Consider the following 21,619-nt stretch of genomic DNA (forward strand, 5'->3'; position numbering starts at 1 on the left):
CCCCCCGTGTCAAGCTTTCGAAGGTCTAGTAACAATTAATTTTATGTTAGGATTTATGCGAACAAATGCCCGCAAATTGGAACAAGGTTATTAACTAATTGATTTGTTGAGATAAATATTAAAAGACCATAGATCTATGCGTAAATAAAAATTTCTCAGGTAAAGCGACTTCTCTATGAAGCATCATCCGGCGTAATAATCCCGAGCTTGTCCATTTTATACTTGAGAATACGTCGACTAATGCCCAGTATCTCCGCAGCACGAGTTTGAATAAAATCACTTTTTTGTAGCGCCTTGACAATTAAATCACGCTCAAACTTAGCCTCAGCCTCTTCAAAGCCAATACGCCCTTCAAGGACCTGCTGATTGATATCGTGATGCACTTCATGCGCTAGAAAGCGGCTCGGTAAATCCGTCACATGAACTTCCGCCTGAGTTGAAAGTGCCAAAAGACTCTCCACCATATTTTCCAATTCTCGCACATTCCCCGGCCAGGGATATGCTTTAAGTGCGTTTAAAGCCTCGCTTGTTAAGTTCAAACTTTTATTGGGGTAATGTTTCGAAAATTTTTGCACAAAATACTCAAATAAATTGGCAATATCTTCGGGATGACTTCTCAGCGTTGGTGCCTGAATCGGCACAACATTAATTCGATAGAATAAATCCTCGCGAAATTTCCCTTGGGCAATATTTTTTTCTAGATCGGAATTTGTTGCAGCAATGACACGAACATTTACTTTAGTCGGTTTGGAGCTGCCTACTCTGTAAAATTCTTGCTCCTGGAGGAAGCGTAACATTTTTACCTGAACTTGCATTCTCAGTTCTCCGATTTCGTCGAGAAATAACGTGCCGCCGTTTGCAAGCTCAAAATGTCCCAAGCGCTTTTCTCCTGCATGGGTAAAAGCACCCTTCTCATGACCAAAAAGTTCTGACTCGATTAGTGTTTCTGGGATTGCTGCACAGTTAATTGCAACAAAAGGCTGGTTAGCACGCGGGCTCCTGCGATGAATTTCTTGCGCAATTAGCTCCTTCCCTGAACCAGATTCCCCGGTAATCAATACTGTAACATCATGTGCTGAAACCTGATTGATGCGTTGATAGAGCGACTGGATTGCTTGACTCTGCCCGACAATGCCCGGTCCTGCTTCGGCTGCATTTACACGCGTATGGGACAAAGCAGTTTGCTGCGCAGACCCTTCGGCCAGAGCAAAGTGGCTTTTGGTTAAAGTTTGATCAATTAAAGTCAGTAATTCATCAACATCAAAAGGCTTATTCAAATAGTCAATTGCGCCGCACTTCATCGCCTCAACCGCAGTCTTAACTGTGCGGTTAGCGCTTAACATAATTACTGGTAGACGCGGATGTAGCTCTTTGACCTTACCCAGTAGTTCAACACCGTTAATCCCGGGCATAACTACATCCATCAACACTAAATCTGGAACGTTAAGAGAGTTTTGATTGAAATAGTCGAGCACCTCTTCCCCGCTAGTTTTTTCGACGACTTTGAAATTGCGGCTGAGGATTAACTTGAGGGACTCCCGAATTGTCGGCTCATCATCAACTATCAAAATGTTTTTTCGTTCTGCTGGAACTGTCATAGACCTGGCAATAAATCCTAACGCGGCTCTAGGGTTAAGATGCTCTGCCAGGTAAATTCGCTGCAAAATAAATAGGTTAGCCCTTTTGCCTCTAATGAAATCAATAGTTTAGCGATTTTTATTTAAGTTTTTTACTAGATTCTGCCGAAATTAACCTCCATGACAGATGCAACTTCTAACGAGTTTTCAGATCAGCTCGAGTTTGAACACTCTAAGTTTCGAGATGCGATCCCGAAGATTGTTGCTTGCTTCTCGATCATAATGATTTTAACTGCACTCTATCTCGCTAGTGTTGCGGCCCGCGGATACAGCAATGCGCTGCTAATTCAGAGATTCAATAACGACTTAAAAGCTTACAAAAGTTTCGACAAAATCACACAGAAGAGAGAATACGCTTACATCTTGGATTTTTCGGATTTAACTTTGCAGAAATATCTTGAACTCGTGCGTTTAGTTGAAAATGGCGATCTAGAAGAAGCACTGGGCCGACTCAGCACAAAGGGATTTCCTAAACCACCTGGAACTGAGAGTTTAGAGAAAGGTCTTGCGCTGGCTATCAAGCAACGTGAGGATGCGGCAAAAAATTTAGAAGAACCCCTCCGCGCTGATGAAATTCGCGAACTGATGGAAGGGCTTAGATTTGAATCACGAAAACCGCTTACTCCTTACGTGAGACCACTGTTAGCAGAGCGCGATCTGCAGGTTTATGCCCTAGTCACAGATCTACTAAAATCACTAAATTTGGCTGATTTGCCTAAAGTTTAGCCATTTTCACCACTTCCCAGTCTAAAAACTCTCAAGATCTCTCGAAAATAAGCCGTTTTTACAATTAGAGGGTTTATGCCACGGCGGAATAGTTGCCAGGCATAAGGTAAATAAGGCTAGCGGAATTACCGCTGGGTTGAGGTTTTTAAGTTGTTTTTTCGGCAGTTTTTTTTCAAGTTGTTTATCGCCAGCGCTTTTCTTGGAGCAGTTAGTGAGCTTGCGTTTGCAAGCCCCACAACTGGCAATCATTTCCAACTCGACAAAGAAAACCCTTGGGCTGCGATCATCTCTCGAACAGTCACTAATCTATTTCCCAATTCTAAATTTAAATGGATTGAAAATAAATCAAATCAAGATTCGATTGCTGAACTTGAAATTACTGAACCGCTACTACCCGCAATCAGCATCAAACTAAAAGTCATGAACTCAGGCCCAGTCAACGCATTTGCAATGCCTGCCAACAGTGCCGAAGAGGGGTCTGCACAAATTATTCTCCCTCAAGCTATTTTGGAAACAATTTCTAGCACTTCTGAATTAGCTTTTGTGCTCACGCATGAACTTTCACATATTGTACGCGATCACTTCGCACCAGAATTGCCTTTGGCGATGTTAACTGAATCCCAGCGGCTACATATTTCAAAAACTCACCGTAACTGGGAGTTACAAGCCGATAGCGACGCTAAGTTTTATCTAGAACAACGCGGATTTGATACAAGTGCCGGTGCTAAGCTCCTGGCAAACATCCACGATGAAGCAACAAATTCACCGACTGCAAATCACCCAACTCTAGATCACCGCATCGCCGCTCTGGCACAAGAGCTTCTACCCCTTAGATTGAAATAGTAAGTTGCCCTAGCGTGCTCGGACTTCAATCCAAATCTCCTGGTCGCGCCGCACTGGTTGGAGAATGACTTCGGGGTCCACACCGAATTTAAATCTCGTACTTCCATCAGTTAGCAGTTCCGCTTGCATATATTGAAGGCCTGCGGGTGGTCCTGGTGGATAGAATGGGCGGTTAAGCACCTGGGCGGGAACAGCAAGTCCAGAAACGTCGAGTTCGTATACGGCGTCCGGTTTTTTCACAAATCTAAAAGTCGAAAGACCCACACAAGTAATCACTGCTGCCATTTCACCTTTTTCAGTTTTCTTAAAACGCATGCCCTTGATGCGTGGTGTCTCTGGACTTGTCTCAGCGAGCATTTTAGTTGTTGTAGCAAGATCAACTTGGGGCTCTGTAGTTTGCGCTGTGGCAGACACTGCTGGAGCGGAATCTTCTTCGAGGGGTTTAATCACCTGTTCAACTTCCACCGGGGCTTCTGCAAGTTTTTCCTGCTCGAGCTTGGGATCTACGTCAAGCAGTGTGAATGTCAGAGTATACTGATTGGCCACTTGCGAAACTTCGCCGAGCTCAATATTTTTTGCGCTGGGAAAATCAAAAACACTACGTAGTTTATCAGCATGAACTCCAAGCCGCACACGCTCGAGATTTTTTAGCCCAACATCAATCCGTTTGCGCCGATAAATACGCCTACCAAAGACATCGAGAATCAGTCCCGCAGTTGGGCCGCCGACAGTCGCAAATTTCGCCTGGAAAGGCTGGCCATCGTCTAGCTTTGCGCTAATCTGATAGCGATAATCTGCCTCATGACTCACAGTAATCTGCACACCTTCTTGGTTTAGCTCGGTCAGTACTTCTGCTGAAGTCGCCGGAACTCGCAAATTACCCAATAAAATCAAAGTTAGAATTAAAAAGTAAAAATTATTCTTCATAACCAGGCACACTTTACCCAAAAGCGGCCGAAAATAGAACTGAGGATTTTATAATCATAGGTAAGGAGGATATTTTCGTGGTTGCAGCAGCAAATTGTGCCGCTTTACTAGGAATCGAAGCAATCGGGGTGCGCGTTGAAGCCCAGATTTTTGGTAATTTGAGGCGGTTTTCTATCGTTGGCCTTCCCGACGGGGTTGTCAAAGAGTCAAAAGACCGTATTCGCTGCGCGATTGAGAATAGTGGATTTAGTTTTCCCACGCGGGAAGTAATTGTCTCCCTATCTCCGGCGTCCGTACCAAAAGCAGGTGCAGCTTTTGACTTACCAATTGCGCTTTCAATTCTTTGCGCTGAAGGACAGCTCGAAACAAAAGTGCTCGAGCGAATACTAATTCTTGGCGAACTGGGCTTAGACGGCAGCCTCAAACCAATCCCGGGAGCTTTCGCGGTTTCCAATTACGCACAATCAGAGAATTTCAGGGAAATAGTGCTACCTTCGCAAACAGCTAGCTTGGCTGCCCTGGCAGGGAATGTGCCTGTGCGCGCTGTAACTTCACTGGAGCAGGCGATTCACTATTTACGAGGAGAAGTTGAACTAGCAGAACCCGACACTGTTATGACAAGCCGCTTAGCAAACAAAGAAGAGTTACTACTTGATGATGTAATTGGTCAGCATAGTGCGAAGCGTGCTTTGGAGATTTGCGCAGCAGGTGGGCACAACTTATTGATGGTCGGCCCACCTGGCGCAGGAAAAACAATGCTCGCTAAGCGTCTGCCTTATCTCTTGCCCGAGTTGGCAACAGCAGAAGCAATTGAGGTCACACAAATTCATGAGCTCGCAAAACGCGACATCAGCTCTGAAGTTGCATTAAAAACAACTCGACCTTTCCGATTTCCTCATCACTCTACCAGTCTAGTTGGTCTAATTGGCGGTGGAAGTATTCCTACGCCAGGTGAAATTTCCTTAGCACATCGTGGGGTGTTATTCCTCGATGAATTTCCCGAATACCCGCGCTCGGTTCTTGAGTCACTTCGCGAACCGCTGGAGAACAAAAAAATCACAATCAGTCGGGCAAATGGTAAACTTGAATTCCCGGCTGACTTTATTCTTGTGGCAGCGATGAACCCTTGCCCCTGTGGCAAGCGCTACACTCTGCCACGTGCCTGCAAGTGTGATGCAGGCATGATTACGCGTTATCTCAATAAACTTTCTGGACCATTATTGGACCGCATCGACCTACACGTTTGGACTCCACAATTGCCCTTAGCAAAATTATCAGAAGTAACGACGAGCAAGGAGAAGCCTGCGGTTGAACATCATACTGCGCTCAAGCGCATTCAAGCGGCCCGCGCAGTTCAGGCTAAACGCTTTGACACGGGACTGCGCCTCAATGCGCATCTACGTAGCAACGAAGCGCGCATGCACTGCCTACTCGATCAACAAAGCCAGGAAGTTTTACTTGCGGCGGCAGAGCGCTTTTCCTTAAGCGCAAGAAGTTATACGCGGGTACTGAAAGTCGCTCGCACAATTGCTGATTTAGCTCACTCACGACAGATTCAAATCACACATCTTGAAGAGGCCCTATCCTATCGGCTACCAAATCACTTTGAAGGATAGTTAAGATTAGACTTGCGTGACTGTCGGATATAAACTACAATGATAAAGATTGGTCCTAAAATTGTTCGAGTCTTTGTTAATCAAAATTCAAAAGCTCCATTTCTTGATTAGATGCAGAACTTGAATGACGAAAACTTAGAACAAAGAATTGATGCAAGACTAACTCGCGCAAGAACCGGTAATTTAGGGGATTTTAAAAAGATCGGTAAAAGCCTTTACGAATTACGACTACATATAGGTCCAGGATATAGGATATATTTTGGCCTAGACGAAAACGAAATTATTGTTCTGCTTATCAGAGGCGACAAAAGTACACAGTCAAGGGATATCAAAAAAGCAAGAAAAAATTGGTCAGAGTATGAAACGGAAAAAACAAGCCAAATCTATTGATTATCAAGAAGTTTTGCTAAAAAAACTTAAAAATATGAATTACGCTGCTGGATATTTAACTGCCTGTTACGAAGAAGGTACAGACGCATTTCTGCTTGGCATTAAAGATGTGGTTGAAGCTAATGGCGGGTTTAAAGAACTTGCCAATGAAACCGAACTAAACCGTGAAAATTTATACTACATGCTCTCGAAACGAGGGAATCCACGTCTCAATAGCTTACATTTAGTGCTAAACAAGCTGGGATTTGAAGTCTCATTTAAACCAAAGTCCAAAGCTGCCTAATGTCCGATCCCGCTACCGATAAAAGTCAAAAAAAATTAGGCTTAACGCTGGGTTTTATTGGGGCGTTACTTTGGGGCATTTTCCCGATCACGACAATGGTTTTAACTACGACACTAAAACCACTGGCAACAACTGCATTAAGCACATTAATTGCCGCGCTATTTTTTGCGATCATTATTACAGTCAAAAAATCCTGGGATAAATTTTATTTCACTCAGACCTGGCGGGCTATGGTCGGGGCCTCACTGTTTATCGGAGTTAGCTATTACGCTCTGATTTACTGGGCCAGCAATCAAACAAATCCTGGGAATGTGGCAATTTTAATTTTAATGGAAATTCCTTTCAGCATTTTGATTCTGCGCTATCTCGGACATGAAACTCTATCATCCAGAGAAATAATCGGTGCCTTGGTGATGATTAGCGGCGCACTATTTGTCCTCATCCCCGGGTGGTCAAACCCAGCCAAGTCTTGGCTGGTCGAGGCGGCCCTAGTCGGCGCTACCTTACTGCCTCCATTTGTTAATAATTTGATCAAGGAGGCGCGTAAGGTAACCTCGGCAATACATCTGATGTTCATGCGCAGTTTAATTGCCGGTAGCATTTTGCTGCTACTTTCACACTATCTAGAAGGCAGTATAGAGATTTCCAGTATTAGCGAAATCTTGCCACTATTACTCTTTCAGGGAATCGTCTTGATGGGCATAGAAAAAGTAGCATTTATTGAATCGATTAATTTAATTCCGATTTCGATTAACTTGGCACTACATTGTAGCTCTGCTCTTTTTACCTTGATCTTGATGTATTTCTTTCTCGATCACACCAGCACATGGTATCAGATTGCAGCAATTATTCCTTTAGCAATTGGCACGTATCTACTAAGCACTGCAGATGAAACACCTACACAAACTCCGTTATGAATATCGAGTCGGGTCGCTGGATGAGAATTCTTCCGGTGACGACCCTTTAAAGCTTTTTGAAAAGTGGCTACGCGCTGCCTGCAAAACTCATCCCAAGGATCCAAACGCCATGGTTTTGTCATCTGTCGACAAATTTCGTCGCCCTGCTAGTCGAGTGGTACTACTCAAGGAGTTCAGCCAACGTGGGTTTGTATTTTTCACGAATTATGAAAGTCGGAAAGGTCAAGAATTAAAGAAAAACCCCTATGTTGCCACAACCTTTTTCTGGCCACTCCTGGAAAGGCAAGTTCGCATTGAAGGATCAATTACAAAGCTGAGCAGCAAGGAGAATCAAGCATATTTTGCAGCCCGACCACGCGATGCTCAACTTAGTGCCTGGGCATCAAGCCAAAGCGATCAAGTTAGTTCGCGCAAGGTTCTGGAGCAGAATCTAAAAACTCTGGAACAAGCATTTCAGGACCGCAAAATCCCCTGCCCACCATACTGGGGTGGCTATCTAATTAAGCCGCGCTCAATTGAGTTTTGGCAAGGTAGAGAAAATCGCTTACATGATAGGATTGTATTTTCTCGATCAGGTAAAACCTGGAAAAAATCTAGAATTTCTCCTTAATGGGTCTGTCGCGAAACTAAATTTCGTGACGAGAATTGCAGATTTTGAGCGAGACAAGGAAGGGTCAAAAAAATCTGAGGCGTGTAAGCCTGCGACACGTCGCAAGATTTTTTTGGGGCCCCTGACGTAGTCACAGCCAAAATATGCGGTTCGCAGTAGAAAATTAGTTTCGCGACAGACCTTAATAAGGAATGAAAGGGTTTTAAAGGGAGGGGCTCAAGTAGCTTAGCTACACAAGCCCCCAAAACCTTTGTCTGCAATTTCCACAACTACACGCAGGCAGCAATTTTTTTCTCCGTTGCTTCCAGAGAGCCAAGAACTCGAGATTCCTAGGAGTAGTGATCTCTACATCGCAGCTAATGCCCCGATAGAACATAAATGCTTGCATCTCAGCAGAAAGCGGACAATATTCACGCGTTATCTCGTACGTTGTCCATACAGAAGCATCAAACCATTGATTAAGCTCGCGCTGATTCTTACAACCGAAAATCTGGAAAGCAAGTTTGAACTTGCGAAGCCAGAGATGCGATTGCAAAATCACGAGTGGGACGATCTGTCGCCGCTTTAGTTCTCTTCGAATCGAAAACTTGCGCGCAGAGATCACAAGATAGCTGCCACCCGTTACATCGCGCCCTTCGTTAAAACTCTGCCCCTCGATAACGCAAACAACAGAGTAGACCTTTGGATTGAAGCGGTGTAACAACTTGACGTACTGCCTTTTCCAGAAGCGAGCTAATAGTTCGCCAATTACCTCCAGATCAGCAAGTGAGAATGGACTTAAAAATGACTGACTTTCTCGCTCTGGTGAATTGATGTCATACATAGTCGTTATCTTTTAAGAATCACGCGCTAAACGATAATGACTATGTATGCGTTAGTAACCTGAACCCTTTCATTCCTTTGAACACTTCTCTATGCTCAAAGGAATGAAGATAATGAACTCAAGATAACCATGAGAAAGAGCAGAATTGACTTAAAAGTTATACCCTATTTTATGAAAAAATCCAGCCTGGTTACTAGGTGTATCAGTGACATAATACTCAGTATGTTCAGTGAAATAATCTACGTGATCATATTTTTTTTACTTTTCTTGTGCGCAAGCACTTCAAAGTCATACGCCGATACGGGGGCTCTAAAAATCGGCATCATCGCCAGTCTCTCTGGGCCAGCCGGCGAACAAGGCAAGAACTGGCTCGCAGGAGCAGAACTTGCCGTTGATGATTTGAAGCAAAAAGGCATTAATCTAGAACTAGTAGTTGAAGATGACGCCACGGAAACTAAACGTGTCGCAACGGCATTTACAAAACTTGCAACTCAGGACAAAGTTTCTGCAATTGTCGGGGGAACTTGGGATTATCTAGCAGAAGTTGCTTATCCACTGGCGCTCAAGCATCAAATTCCTTTTCTCACGCCAACAAATGCTGTTGAATTTCTATCCGAAGAAACTAAGAAAAATCCTTTCGTCTTTACTAACGCTTTAACACTAGCAGCAGAAAAAGAAGTCTTGAGAGATTTTATTCTTGCTACCAAGCCACAAGCATACGCCCTGATCTATGCCCAACATCCCTTTGCCGTGGCACATGCCGAGCTTGTGAAATCACTTGCCGAACAATACAAGCTCGCACTTTCCTTCTCAGCAGAGATTTTATTAGAAAGTTACAGCGATACGCTCAAAACCGCAGCACTTAAAGTCAAGCAATATAATCCAGAGCTGGTTTATATCATTGCTGATTACCAAGGATTAGATCTTTTCACCCGCGAGCTAGCACGTTTAAAATCAAACCCGAGAATCTTAACCGTGCAACACCTCGATCAAGCTTTTGACTTAGCACGAGACCCTTCTCGCTTTCGTAATAGCTTTGCGGCATACCCAGACTATGATCAAGCGTTTGACCAGAAATTTATCGCAAAATTTAATGCCAAACCTCGAGTTTTTGCTGCGCATGGTTATGATGCAGTGATGTTTTTAGCGCTTGCTCTGTCAGCCGGAATAAAACTGGAAGACTCTAGTGCAACTTTTAGCTATCAAGGAGTAACCGGGGAACACCTACTTCCAACACGCAAGCGGGCGCTGGTCACAAATCGCGCAGTACTCATGACAACTCAAGCTGGTAGATTTGAAAAGTTTTCAAGTTTGAACTTGGCTACGAAAAAAATGCCGGATCGGGAGCATTAGGGGAACTTCCTATTCGTTTTTTGCGAGTTTCTCGTAATTAGATGCACCCGATTCACAACATTTAGATCTAATTCGAACCACTAAACCACCTTTGGCACGCTTCCTGCATATAGACCTACAGTGACAACGTTTTCAGGGTTAAGAGAGATGCAGGAGGAAAAAGTGATGCAAAGGAGCTCAGCACTAGCAATGCGACGAATTGTTAAAAAACTTCCCATTCTGCTGAATGTGCCGCTCAGTAAGATCGGTGACGTAATTAGTGGTCGTGAAATTCCCAAGCCACTAAGTCGCGTGAATTATGTGGTCAAACACGAACAACGTCGCGCAAAAGAATTATTACGAGGGATTTTAAATCCTGGAACCAAATATCGCTATTCAATCGAGGGCGAAGAATTTGAAGTTCATAATGAAACATTAATTATTGGAGAACTACGTTTCGGAGCAAGAGCTTCGGCGCGGCTAATGAAGCTTGATGATGGAAAAATATATGCAGCAAGCTTAATGATTTCTCCTTAACCCGTTATCTTCCTCACCTTCCTCAACCCGCCTCCGGCTGCTTACTAAAATAAGTGGCCGGAGTTTCTTTTTGTTCAAGTTATTGTGACTATGCTAGCTTAGGGCATGTCGAAAAATCGCAATGCGCTTGTCTGGTTTCGTAGAGATCTTCGGGTAGATGATAATCCAGCGCTCTCCCATGCGATTGCAAACTCTGAAACAATTATTCCAATATTTATTTGGGACAAGCAAAGTTCTACCGATTGGGCACTTGGCGCTGCGGCGAAATGGTGGCTACACCACGCCCTAGATCGCCTCGACAGCGAGCTTAAGTCGCTGGACTCAAAGCTAAACTACTTGATTGGCCGCCCACAAGAAATCATTCAAGCATTAATCGGGCAGCACAAGATTGACGCGGTTTATTGGAACCGACGCTACGAGCCTGATCAAATCGAAGATGATGCAAAACTCAAGGAAACTCTCTTAAAAACCGGCCTGCGCGTAGAGAGCTTTAATGCTTCACTATTGTTTGAACCCTGGGAAATTCAAAATACATCGGGCAAGCCTTACCAAGTCTATACACCGTTTTCCAAAAACTGCCTTAGTCGACTGAATCAAGTTGAAGTAAGGCATTCAGCAACTAAATTTACAACCAGAGTAGTGAGCGCTGTTAAACTGACAGAGCTTGAGCTTTTACCTAAAATTGACTGGGACAAAAGATTTTATGCTGTCTGGCCAGTTAAAGCACCCAACAATCCGAAAAACTTAGTCAGGGAATTTCTTGCCGATAAAATCAAAACATATCAAACCACCCGCAATCGTCCGGACTTAGTGGGCACATCGCGACTATCACCTTATTTGCAAAGTGGGCAAATAAGTCCCCGCGAGATTGTTCTGATGATTCGTGAACTGTTTGGAGCCGATATTAATCGCTATCCAGAAAGCATCATTACATATCTCAAAGAAATAATCTGGAGAGAATTTGGTTACCACCTACTATTTCACTTCCCAGAAACGATAAACACTCCATTAAAAAAAGAATTCTTGAATTTTCCTTGGGAGCTAAACCCTCAGCACTTAGTAGCATGGCAAAATGGCTTGACGGGGTATCCGCTAGTCGATGCTGGGATGCGAGAACTCTGGCATACAGGCTGGATGCATAACCGCGTGCGCATGATTGTCGGCTCATTTCTGGTTAAAGATTTGCGGATTCATTGGCTCGAGGGAGCTAAATGGTTTTGGGATACATTAGTTGATGCCGATCTAGCGAGTAACACCCTCGGCTGGCAGTGGGTGAGCGGCTCGGGGGCCGATGCTGCGCCATACTATCGAATCTTTAACCCAGTTATACAGGGTGAAAAATTCGACCCTCAGGGGGACTATGTAAGACAATGGATCCCAGAAATTGCTAAGCTGCCTAATAAATTTATACATCAACCCTGGAATGCAAGTGCAGAAATGCTCACACAAGCTGAAGTTTATCTCGGACAGAATTACCCTTTTCCAGTTGTCGATCATGCTGAGGAAAGAGATAATGCACTCGAGGCCTATCAGGAATTAAAAGCTAGGAAGTGATCAACGCAATGTGTCCAAAAGTACAATTATTTTTTGCAGTAATGATTCTATTCTTGTGTTCAGTAACTCCAGTGCTTGCACAATCAACCTGCCAATATGGGCAAGTCCCTGGTGAATATCTTTTTAAATTACGCGACGCTAATCTAAATTTGCGCTCGACCAGCAGTTTAAACCGCAAAGCTAAAAATGTAGTAAAAAAATTAGGGTTTAAAAAATTACTTAAATCCTATCCACGCTTCCCCGGATTATATTTATCAAAAAGTGACCGCCCACTCTCCAATGCAAGAAAGCGCAGTGTCTTAACTCAAGGAGAGCTTGAATATATTGAACCTAACTGCTACCGCAAAGCTTCTCTTACTCCTAACGATCTTAGTTCAACACTCTGGGGCTTAAATCAAGCAAGCAACGTCGATGTGGATGCGCTAGAAGCTTGGGACTATACGACTGGTAGTAATAGTGTAATTGTCGGAGTTCTAGACACTGGAATTTACTATACTCATCCCGATTTAGCGGCAAATGTTTGGACGAATCCGCTTGAAACATCAAACGGCGCTGACGATGATGGGAATGGCTACATCGACGATATCCACGGAGTTAATACAATCACTGGCAGCGGAAACCCGCTCGATGACGATGCTTCGTCGAGCCATGGCACGCATGTTTCGGGAACAATCGGAGCAGTGGGCAATAATGGCACTGGGCTTGTTGGCGTCAATTGGAATGTTACGCTACTTGGTCTTAAGTTTATCAGTGGCACAACGGGCACGGGATCGATAGCTGATGAAATTCAAGCTATTCAATATGTAATTGATCTAAAAACACGTGGTGAAAACATTGTCGCAGTTAATGCATCTTTCGGTTCCACTGATTTCTCATCAACCGAACGAGATGCAATCGCAGCGCTTGGTTCACTAGGGATTATGTTTATCGCTGCCGCCGGTAACGAAGCAAACAATAATGACCTGATCCCAACTTACCCGGCCGGGTATGATCTTTCAAATATAATTTCAGTTGCAGCAATCGATCAAAATGGCAATCGCGCTAGCTTTTCAAACTATGGCGCCACTTCAGTAGACATTGCTGCGCCAGGTGTAGATATTCGCAGCACTCGCCGCGGGACGAGTTATCAGTATCTAAGCGGCACATCAATGGCCACACCATTTGTAACAGGTGCAGTCGCTTTGCTGAAGGCATATGATTCATCTCTTAGCATCAGTGAAATCCGTGACGCCATACTGGAGAATTATAAACCACTCAGCTCACTCAGCGGACTCGTAGCAAGCCCAGGCATACTTGACCTCGACCATGCACTTGAATCGATTTCTTGCCCGGGTATTGGCGACGATGGAATCAATGCGCCGAACAGACCTGGTGGTGACTCGGATGGAGATGGCGTCATCGACAGTGAAGAGCTAACTGAAGGATCAAACCCAAGCGACCGTGGTAGCTATGCCCCAGATCTAAAAAGCCCAGTATTTACTCCCTGGAACGGCTTTTTAGGCATGACAAATATCTTAGAAATAACCAATCCCTCAAACGTCTCGACAACAGCTTCAGTATCACTATATCGCCAAGATGGGACATTTTGTTCGCGCGTTAACTTCAATCTGTCCGCCCATGGACAACAAGATGTAATTTTAAATGACATGCGTGGATTTCGAGCAGATAATTATGGACTGGCAAAAATAGTGTTTAGCGGTAGCGCTGAAGCACGAGCAATGATTTATCGCACAGAAAATTGGGCTAGCGGCGCCTACGATTTCGTCTTCACCACACCTTTTACCAATTCCATCTATGGACCAACAACAGTAAGTTTCAATACCTACCAGCCTAGTTTTTTCGCAGGTGACCAATCAAATCTAGTTACCAACTGGCTCACAGTGATTAATTTATCTACTGATTCGAAAAATTTTACTGTGAACTATTATTTACAGAATGGCACACTCTTGCTAACAGAGAATATTGCACTTAGCGCCAAGGGTCGTCAGGATATTCAAGGTGGCCATGTAAACCCTGGTGCAAATAATGTTGGGCTGATTGAAATCGTCCCAACCGATAATGACGCGCCTTATCTTGCTCAACTCACACGCTATGGTTACGGATCTGACGGCGCATCTTATGTTTTCGCGCATCCATTACAGGCGCGATCAGGCACTGGAGAAGCATTGATTGTTCCCATTTCCTCAACTTTAAATGCTCAGAACTGGCTTGAACTCATCAACACAGCGGGAACTTCACAGAACGTAGATCTTGATTTGCGTGACAATCTTGGAAGTTCTCTTTTTAGTGGGCCAGTGAATCTCCCCGCACGTGGGCAAGTGCATATCAATATGAACGATTTCTTAGGAACTGAACGCACTGGCTCGGCAATGATTAGCCCTACTTTGACTAACTCAGTCATTAGTCAAAGTATGTATTATTTCCGTGACAGCTCAGGTCGAATCATCTCGATGTATGGCAGTCCTGCCAGGCAATCATTTTTCGACGAAACTTCCGGCTCATATAATCTCTTCCTCACTGAAGCAAATTGGCTCAAATTAACCAATACAACTCTTTCCAGTGTTTCTGCTGATGTCGAAGTATTTTTACCGACAGGCGGAAGCACTTTGAGAAATCTCACGTTACCGGCACGCAGTTCAACCGATCTCGGTCTGCACGAAAGTTCTTTTGGAACTGCCTTAAATACTTATGGCTTAGTAAAAGTGACAACTGCCTTGCCAGGTTCTGTATACGGAGAAATTCTCCGGGTGCGATCCAGTGCAATTCCCGGCGAGCCCGATTTTATTGTCTCAACAACAGTGCGATAAGGTTTTATCCTCCCGTACTTCCTGACCAATCACATTCAGTCGTTACTCCCATGCCACCAGGGGTATCTGGTTGAACAGTTAATAGACCATTCGATGAGTCAAAATAGTAGCAGTGATAGCGCCCACTTACGGCCGAGAATGCTGCAGATCCCTTAGCATGCACAGAATTTCCGAAAAAAACTTGAAATTGAGTAGCTGCAGGAGAATATGAACTTAGAATAACGTCATCATTCCGTGTTAACCCTGCATTCTGAAGAGTTGTATCTGCATGGTCAGAACTAAGTTGTGCGTAACGGTGATTATCTACATAGTATGTTTCTTGTGCACTAATCAAATTCCTCATATTACTCACTGCCACTGCGTTTCTTGCACGTATGCGGTACTTTTCAACTTCTGGAAATGCAATTGCACTGAGAATGCCCATACAAGCTACACAAACAAGTAGCTCGATCAGAGTAAATCCTTTGTGATTAATATTTCGGTTCATCGTTTGATATCGTCAACAGACATACTTATCTTGAGTAGAATCAGTATATTACAAGATTCTCTTAGGCGGGGGTTACATTATGTCACTAGAGTTTCCATGTTCGAACGACTATTCGATCTGCATTTTTCTGACACCTAACAATTTAATTTTGCATCAAAACAATATAAATTAATCGCATCTTGCTCTTTTTAATCAATTAGATCGGTAAAGCTCTTTGAATCAATTCTCAAAGCTTGGCATAAGCTTTAAGAATTGATGAAAGGTAATTAAGGTTTTTAAAGGTTTTAGTTTCTTTCCTACTTTCTTCCCTGCGGATCCACTTCGCGTCAGACTTCAAATTTCCTCGTCAATGAGTTCTCAAGCTCGGAAAAGCGAGATTTGAAGCCTGGCGCGAGCTAGGACACAACAAAGGAAGAAAAAATGTCTAGCCAACACGAAGAGCCACTACGGCCAGAAATGGCGCTGACGATTAGTTGCGAAGGCAACGAATCAAACTGCTACCATTTCACGATCATCATGCGTAGCCCAGTATGGGGACACCCGGTGATCATGACTGAAACTCACAGACCGATACACGGGGAACCACTTGGTGACTACATACTACGAGAAGTCACTAAGTTTATCCTGGAAAAAGATGTGGATTTCGAGATCAACTTCAAAGGACAGCTAGATGGTCGTGCCGCGGTTGCCGCAGCGCTAGCATTGAAGATCGTTGAAGTATACGGAACTCGGCTTTCCAAACTCTACATCGCTCCTGCATTGGTCTGGCAAAGGAAAGAAGATGCATGAACTTCGTGGCCCTGTCGTAGCGATACCTCAGGGCCAAAGGTTCTTAAATTACCTTTTCAATTCTCTTATTCAATTGTTATTTACGGGCCAATTCCTTAACCATTGAACTAATCTGCTTTCTAAATTCAGTATCAGTTTCATGTTTCAGCGCTTCAGACAAAATGACTTTTGCAGTTTCTCGATCTTCAAGTTTATAGAGCTTAGTGTATGCAAAGAATCGCGTAAGGCGATCCGGGTGACCACTGAGTTTTTGCAACTCAGTAAGCTTTGGTTCCCAATTTTGCTTTTGAAGTGTTCGCGAGATTTCAAAATCGAGAGTCGTTGCTTGTTTATTTCCCGAAGTTGAAATTAACAAAATCTCTAAGATCTGCTGTGCTGGTTTTGTTGCTAGCCAGGCATCAATCAATTCCGAATTTGCTTTACTGGGGGTTTCAAGCAGCCGTGCAAGATCGACAAGTTGTTTTGCGTTTAAGATTTTTGCATCCTGCTGAACAAATTTTAAAACCTCATATGCGCCAGGATGCTCAAAAGCAATTGATTCTAGTGACTTGACGATCGCTAAGGAGCGAAGTTGCACACTGGGGTGCGAAAAAAGCTTGCCGATATTTTCTGCTTTAAGTGGGTCGGCTGGGGGAATGCCGGCAAGTAAAAAGAGCTGATCATTTACCTTAAGCTCTTTCCAGTCACTAATTTGCCATGTCCGTGCCCAGGCAATAAAGGGGTCATTCACACTCAAATTTGGGTGCGATAGAATCACCGTTAATACTCGGCGAGCCTGTGCGGGATCTTGCGAGAAGACTTGTGCAATTGAGCGCAAACGAGTCTCTGTATTCTCAGAAATATATTGCACGAGCGGATCAGCATCCCCGATACCATATGCCGTCAACTTTGCCAGTGTTTGCACTTCACGATCTCCACAAGTCAACTGCGGATTCGAGCGTGCAAGCTCCTGAAAGGCTGGGCCCAGCGGGGGCGGTAATGCAATTAAAACTTCTGCAGGAATTTTTGCCAAAATTGGTTGGACATTATTACCTGCTGCAACAGTTAACGCTAAAACAATCGCCGGATGCACACGGTCCAGCGCCGGCACATCTCGCGGCGTTTTATTGCCAAGTAATCCACTTAAGGCAAGTGTTAAGGCAAAACGACGATCGGAGGACTGTAGTGTTTGCTCCCAGCGTTCATCAAAAGCAATCCGGATAATTGACTTCTCTACACCCTTAGGAACTTCTTGTCCTTCGAGCACAGAGTTAATAATTAAATTCTCAGCATAATTATGTAGCGCTGCATCCGAGAGGGCGACTTCGGCAACAGTAGCGGCCATTGAAGGGCGCTTGCTGGACCAAAGATTCTGCAAGTCTTGTGCAGTAATCTCAGAAAAATTACTTCCACTACGTGACCACATAATCGCAGCGCAAATTGCAGCAACAACCAAGACAGGGATTAAGATTGCTTTCGAGCTAAGGCGTTGCTTGGCTTGCACTGCGCTGGGAGTCGCCGCTTGTTCTTTTTGCCAAACTGGCTCTTGCTCATTAACGCGATCATCGAAATTTAATTCTTTAACTCTTCCGCGCTGTTCGCTGCCAGCTTCTGGCTCGTCTTTAATTTTCGAACGCACCGACTTTTGTTCCGGGACTACTACTGGTTCTGGAGTAACGGCATCCTTCAAAGCAGAACTGGTTTTAAAAGAGCGCTTACCGTCACTGCAGGCATCGACAATACTTGCCAAGCTCGGTCGTCGCAGCGGATTAGGGTCGGCAACTGCACGTAAGACTTCGCGGATTGGCTTCATCGCTTGCGGGTCAGGCTCATCTTGAACATTCGCAAATAAATCCGACAAGACGCGACCAACACCGTAAATATCTGCGGATTCCTCTGCGTGCGCACCAGAAATAATTTCTGGCGCAAAGCCTTCATCGGCACTAATCGCAGCAGAACCAAGCTGCCTTGCGGCAGTTAAACAAAAGTAACCAATGCCAGGGTCGAGTAGGAAAATTTCATTATTTTCTCCGCGCGCAACATTCGACGAGCAGATGTGCCCGTGCACAACTTTTGCGCGATGCAAGGCTTCCACACTGCGAATCAAACTCAAGGCAATGCGTTTGGCCTCAGCAAAAGTAATATTTTCTCCGCGTAAAATTTCTTCTTCTAGTGTCGAGTTGACAACCAGGCGGCGATACCAGAGCTGCCCTCCGACAACGCCCCACTCAAGTATCTGAGCGCTGCGAGCGAGTGGTTCAATACCAGCAACCACATCAAGTAATTCTTCAGCTTCCGAGGAAAGTTGACGGGCAAGTGTCATCTCATGTCCAAAGAAACGAATCATCGTCGGACATGATTCTTCACTGATGTTTACAATTGGTCTTAAATCCCAGGAACGAACTCCTTGCTGCACTGCGATGATACTTTCGCCAGCAACAATTTCTTCAATTAACGAATTAAGGCGCTTCTGTTCGGGCTCACTGAGACTTGTCGGTTCAGCAATACGAAACCGACCGCGCGACTTCCCGACCGCTCGGCTATCAAGCTTCTCAACTAATCGTAAATGTGATGAGTGTTTCATCACTTCAAATTCCATTCCTTAAACTCAATGCTAAAGCTCCTGAGATTGAAGCTTTAGCTAATTATTCCTAGTAGTTATGATGCAGACTCTCTGCAATGGTGCCTTAAGAATCGACTAGTTTAAGTTAAATCAACAGACTTAAGCTTTTTATCTATTTCTTTCAGTAACTTAGCGATCACTTCGTCATACGGAAACTGGCCAATCAATTCTGGGCCGCGCTTAAGATTTACAAACTTTGGCCCACACCAAAGCCCAAAGTCCGCCTCATCCGTTTCTCCAGGACCATTTACGCGACAGCCCATCACTGCAATTGTTAGTTGCTGGTCTTGCAGCGACTCAGTCAGTCGCTTTACTTCCATCGCCAGTTTTACAAAGGCTCCATTTTCAACCCGCGAACAAGAAGGGCAAGAAATCACATTGAGCTTGCCTTCCAAGAATTTGGGCACGGAGCGAAAGCGGCCCGCTTGAATGTCTTGCAAAATCTCCCGCGCAACTTCAATTTCCTGATTCTTTTCTGCATCGGGCAAAGTTAAAGAAACGCGCACCGTATCGCCGATGCCCTGCGGGATCAGCTGTTCAAAAGCAATCCGTGTTTTAATCGCCCCATCAGGTAAAAGCCCAGCCTCAGTAACGCCTAAATGCAGTGGCACCTCAGGACGTTTTGCCGCAAAACGCCGATTAATTTCAACGACAGCATTCGGATTGGAACTTTTAAGTGAGACAACAAAGCGCTTGAAGCCCAAATTTTCAAGCAAATTACAATGCTCTTCTGCTGAACGCACTGCCACATCGATTGAATCCTCGGTGCTACTTTTAAGCTCAGGATCAAGTGAGCCGAAATTTACTCCAATGCGAATCGCGCAATCATGTGTGCCGGCGACATCAGCTAAAAATTTTACTTTCTCACTAACTGCAACGCCTTTTTGATGATGGTGTAAATGCCCCGGGTTATAGCGAATTTTTTGCACAAACGGTGCTACTTCTTTGGCAAGTTGGTAGCTTTCCTGCAAGTCGACAACGAGATTTGCCGCTGTCTCTTGGCGAATTTGTTCGAGCGCTTTTACGTCGTTACGACTATCAATTGCGATGCGTATGATATCAGCTCCACTACTCTCGAGTAGGCGTATTTGACCTAAGGTAGCTGGAATGTTTGTTGTTTTCGTCGCGCACATACTTTGCACGGCGATACGGTTAGGGCCACCAAGGGTGATTGATCCAACCTTAACTTCGCGGGTTTTTCGTGGTGTTACTGCTTGAATTGACATAACACTAGTAACTAGCACCGAACTAGTCTGTACTACAAAAAAAGCTTATTTTTATAGATTTTTAAGAGGTTTCACGTTAGCTACAGACTACTGGAATAAAGAATAGCGCCCCTTGCCTGTCACCGGAGCTTTAATCCAGACATCGCGAATGTGTTTACGCTGTAGAGCTTCTGCACGACGAATTGTCGCTGACTTTGTGATGCGCATTGCCATATAAGCGATAAAAGAAAAAAGTAAAAAAGCATTAAGATACAAGAGTGGAAGTAATGAAGTTTGTGGAGCGCCACTATACACTGCTCCAATCGTAAAAGCAGTTAGCGATGAATAGAGAATAATCAAACCACCGATTATAGTACGAGTCATATATTACCCCTTGTTTTTGAGTTCCCGATAGATATACTAAGAAAAGAACTTAGTCAATATCCGGGCTTTGCTTGAGCCCCTCCGCAATGTGCGCGAGGTGTTTCCCATCAGTGCCGCAACACCCACCAATAATTGGGATTTTGTATTTTTTACGAAGTTCTAACACTGCTTGAATAAAATCCGAAAAATCATCGGATTGAATCGTATCACTTGTGGCAAACTCCTCCGGCTCAAGACGGGAAACATTTCCCTGGAAGCCTGCGATTTTTAAACCGACTTCAGGCTGATAACGAGCAAGTGCTTCAAGTAAATTTCGTGGATGCGTGCAATTGCAATAAAGGCCGACTGGACCAGCTGGTTGAGTTGCTTCAATTGCACGAAAAGCCTGATCTAATGGCGTCCCATCAAGTAGTGTGCCGGCGCGACGAACCACGAAACTAACTAGATAGGGAATTGAATATTTTGCTGCAAGGTCAGCTACGCCTTGGGCTTCGCCGAGGGCTGGGAAAGTTGAGATCAAAAGTATGTCGATTTTAGTCTGACTTAACTCACGCACCTGCCATTCATGGAAATCTCGAGACTCTTCACGTGTTAAGGCAACCTCTGGAGAATAACAATCGCCACGCGGCCCGATTTGTCCGGCAATAAAAAAGTTATTTTTCTGCGGCTCGAGCGTAAGTAGTAAGTTTACTGCGTCTTGATTAATCGTCTCTGGTAAGCCACTTTTTTTAGTGCGCTCTCTGTTGGCGCGCCAGGTATCAGCTAGTAATAACGCTGGCAGCTGATGATCTCTGGCGATTTGTAGGTATTCGCCATGGATTTCTTGAATAACTTGGCGCGAGGCTTGATCGTATAGACCACAGCCGGGGCCGGCAAAATCATCAAACTTAACTCCAGGAATTCTTTTGTAACGGTCAAAGAAGGCGCCTTCTGTGAGCACAATATTGCGGGATCGAATCAATCCAAAAAGTTCAGACATTTGCTTGCACCTTAGAGATGAGTTAAAATATAGGCTTCCTTTTGTTCTTTGTCGAATTTGTTTGGGTAATTTGCTTACAGTTCTATCTCCATTTCTAGCTGGAGGTAGGCCCAAAAATAAGGTTTTTTCTTTGTATCCTCGCTTAGCCTACAGGGTTCTACTCGGGGGTAT

Annotated in this window: 20 protein-coding genes; 12 read left to right on the top strand and 8 right to left on the bottom strand. The window is 44.4% G+C overall.

From position 1 onward, the window contains the following. Positions 1-173 precede the first annotated feature (173 nt). Entirely contained in the window at positions 174-1,598 is a 1,425-nt protein-coding gene (locus JNK13_02875; protein ID MBL7661675.1) for a sigma-54-dependent Fis family transcriptional regulator, read from the bottom strand. Positions 1,599-1,757: 159 nt separating this feature from the next. Here JNK13_02875 and JNK13_02880 point away from each other — a divergent pair, with 159 nt between their 5' ends. Both JNK13_02880 and JNK13_02885 read left to right on the top strand, forming a co-directional pair. Further along, complete coding sequence (locus JNK13_02880; protein MBL7661676.1) at positions 1,758-2,363, top strand: hypothetical protein; 606 nt, start codon at positions 1,758-1,760, stop codon at positions 2,361-2,363. Positions 2,364-2,540: 177 nt separating this feature from the next. Next, on the top strand, positions 2,541-3,206 hold the full coding sequence (locus tag JNK13_02885; GenBank protein MBL7661677.1) for a M48 family metalloprotease: 666 nt from the start codon (positions 2,541-2,543) through the stop codon (positions 3,204-3,206). 9 nt (positions 3,207-3,215) lie between these two features. On the opposite strand, the gene JNK13_02890 is transcribed toward JNK13_02885, so the two are convergent. Continuing rightward, positions 3,216-4,133 (bottom strand): hypothetical protein, encoded by a 918-nt coding sequence (locus JNK13_02890; GenBank protein ID MBL7661678.1) that lies wholly within the window; start codon positions 4,131-4,133, stop codon positions 3,216-3,218. A gap of 77 nt (positions 4,134-4,210) precedes the next feature. On the opposite strand from JNK13_02890, the gene JNK13_02895 reads away from it, so the two are divergent. From JNK13_02895 to pdxH, 5 genes are all read left to right on the top strand, one after another. After that, positions 4,211-5,749, top strand: a complete 1,539-nt coding sequence (locus tag JNK13_02895; GenBank protein MBL7661679.1) for a YifB family Mg chelatase-like AAA ATPase — start codon at positions 4,211-4,213, stop codon at positions 5,747-5,749. Positions 5,750-5,869: 120 nt separating this feature from the next. After that, on the top strand, positions 5,870-6,139 hold the full coding sequence (locus JNK13_02900; GenBank protein MBL7661680.1) for a type II toxin-antitoxin system RelE/ParE family toxin: 270 nt from the start codon (positions 5,870-5,872) through the stop codon (positions 6,137-6,139). Beyond that, the gene (locus JNK13_02905) at positions 6,108-6,422 is read left to right on the top strand and encodes a transcriptional regulator (GenBank protein MBL7661681.1); all 315 of its coding nucleotides are present in this window, start codon (positions 6,108-6,110) and stop codon (positions 6,420-6,422) included. Before JNK13_02900 ends, JNK13_02905 begins: the two co-directional genes overlap by 32 nt. Then, entirely contained in the window at positions 6,422-7,339 is a 918-nt protein-coding gene (locus JNK13_02910) for a DMT family transporter (protein ID MBL7661682.1), read from the top strand. Before JNK13_02905 ends, JNK13_02910 begins: the two co-directional genes overlap by 1 nt. Next, positions 7,311-7,949, top strand: coding sequence for a pyridoxamine 5'-phosphate oxidase (gene pdxH, locus JNK13_02915; GenBank protein ID MBL7661683.1), 639 nt, complete (start codon positions 7,311-7,313; stop codon positions 7,947-7,949). Before JNK13_02910 ends, pdxH begins: the two co-directional genes overlap by 29 nt. Before the next feature lie 229 nt (positions 7,950-8,178). On the opposite strand, the gene JNK13_02920 is transcribed toward pdxH, so the two are convergent. After that, on the bottom strand, positions 8,179-8,772 hold the full coding sequence (locus tag JNK13_02920) for a hypothetical protein (GenBank protein MBL7661684.1): 594 nt from the start codon (positions 8,770-8,772) through the stop codon (positions 8,179-8,181). Between the two features lie 243 nt (positions 8,773-9,015). On the opposite strand from JNK13_02920, the gene JNK13_02925 reads away from it, so the two are divergent. From JNK13_02925 to JNK13_02940, 4 genes are all read left to right on the top strand, one after another. Next, complete coding sequence (locus JNK13_02925; GenBank protein ID MBL7661685.1) at positions 9,016-10,125, top strand: amino acid ABC transporter substrate-binding protein; 1,110 nt, start codon at positions 9,016-9,018, stop codon at positions 10,123-10,125. A 165-nt stretch (positions 10,126-10,290) separates the two neighbouring features. Then, positions 10,291-10,641, top strand: a complete 351-nt coding sequence (locus tag JNK13_02930) for a hypothetical protein (GenBank protein ID MBL7661686.1) — start codon at positions 10,291-10,293, stop codon at positions 10,639-10,641. 105 nt (positions 10,642-10,746) lie between these two features. Beyond that, complete coding sequence (locus tag JNK13_02935) at positions 10,747-12,195, top strand: deoxyribodipyrimidine photo-lyase (protein MBL7661687.1); 1,449 nt, start codon at positions 10,747-10,749, stop codon at positions 12,193-12,195. An 8-nt stretch (positions 12,196-12,203) separates the two neighbouring features. Continuing rightward, positions 12,204-15,002, top strand: coding sequence for a S8 family serine peptidase (locus JNK13_02940; GenBank protein MBL7661688.1), 2,799 nt, complete (start codon positions 12,204-12,206; stop codon positions 15,000-15,002). A 4-nt stretch (positions 15,003-15,006) separates the two neighbouring features. Here JNK13_02940 and JNK13_02945 read toward each other — a convergent pair whose 3' ends face one another. After that, positions 15,007-15,489 (bottom strand): prepilin-type N-terminal cleavage/methylation domain-containing protein, encoded by a 483-nt coding sequence (locus JNK13_02945; protein MBL7661689.1) that lies wholly within the window; start codon positions 15,487-15,489, stop codon positions 15,007-15,009. Positions 15,490-15,909: 420 nt separating this feature from the next. On the opposite strand from JNK13_02945, the gene JNK13_02950 reads away from it, so the two are divergent. Beyond that, on the top strand, positions 15,910-16,278 hold the full coding sequence (locus JNK13_02950; protein ID MBL7661690.1) for a hypothetical protein: 369 nt from the start codon (positions 15,910-15,912) through the stop codon (positions 16,276-16,278). Between the two features lie 76 nt (positions 16,279-16,354). Here JNK13_02950 and JNK13_02955 read toward each other — a convergent pair whose 3' ends face one another. The 4 genes from JNK13_02955 to JNK13_02970 all read right to left on the bottom strand — a co-directional run bounded on the left by JNK13_02955 (position 16,355) and on the right by JNK13_02970 (position 21,448). Continuing rightward, complete coding sequence (locus JNK13_02955; GenBank protein ID MBL7661691.1) at positions 16,355-18,841, bottom strand: hypothetical protein; 2,487 nt, start codon at positions 18,839-18,841, stop codon at positions 16,355-16,357. Between the two features lie 119 nt (positions 18,842-18,960). Then, the gene (gene ispG / locus JNK13_02960) at positions 18,961-20,106 is read right to left on the bottom strand and encodes a (E)-4-hydroxy-3-methylbut-2-enyl-diphosphate synthase (GenBank protein MBL7661692.1); all 1,146 of its coding nucleotides are present in this window, start codon (positions 20,104-20,106) and stop codon (positions 18,961-18,963) included. 87 nt (positions 20,107-20,193) lie between these two features. Then, on the bottom strand, positions 20,194-20,469 hold the full coding sequence (locus JNK13_02965; GenBank protein ID MBL7661693.1) for a hypothetical protein: 276 nt from the start codon (positions 20,467-20,469) through the stop codon (positions 20,194-20,196). A gap of 49 nt (positions 20,470-20,518) precedes the next feature. Beyond that, positions 20,519-21,448, bottom strand: coding sequence for a homocysteine S-methyltransferase family protein (locus tag JNK13_02970; protein ID MBL7661694.1), 930 nt, complete (start codon positions 21,446-21,448; stop codon positions 20,519-20,521). Positions 21,449-21,619 lie beyond the last annotated feature (171 nt).

Source organism: bacterium (assembly GCA_016786595.1).
Lineage (GTDB): Bacteria > Bdellovibrionota_C > UBA2361 > SZUA-149 > JAEUWB01 > JAEUWB01.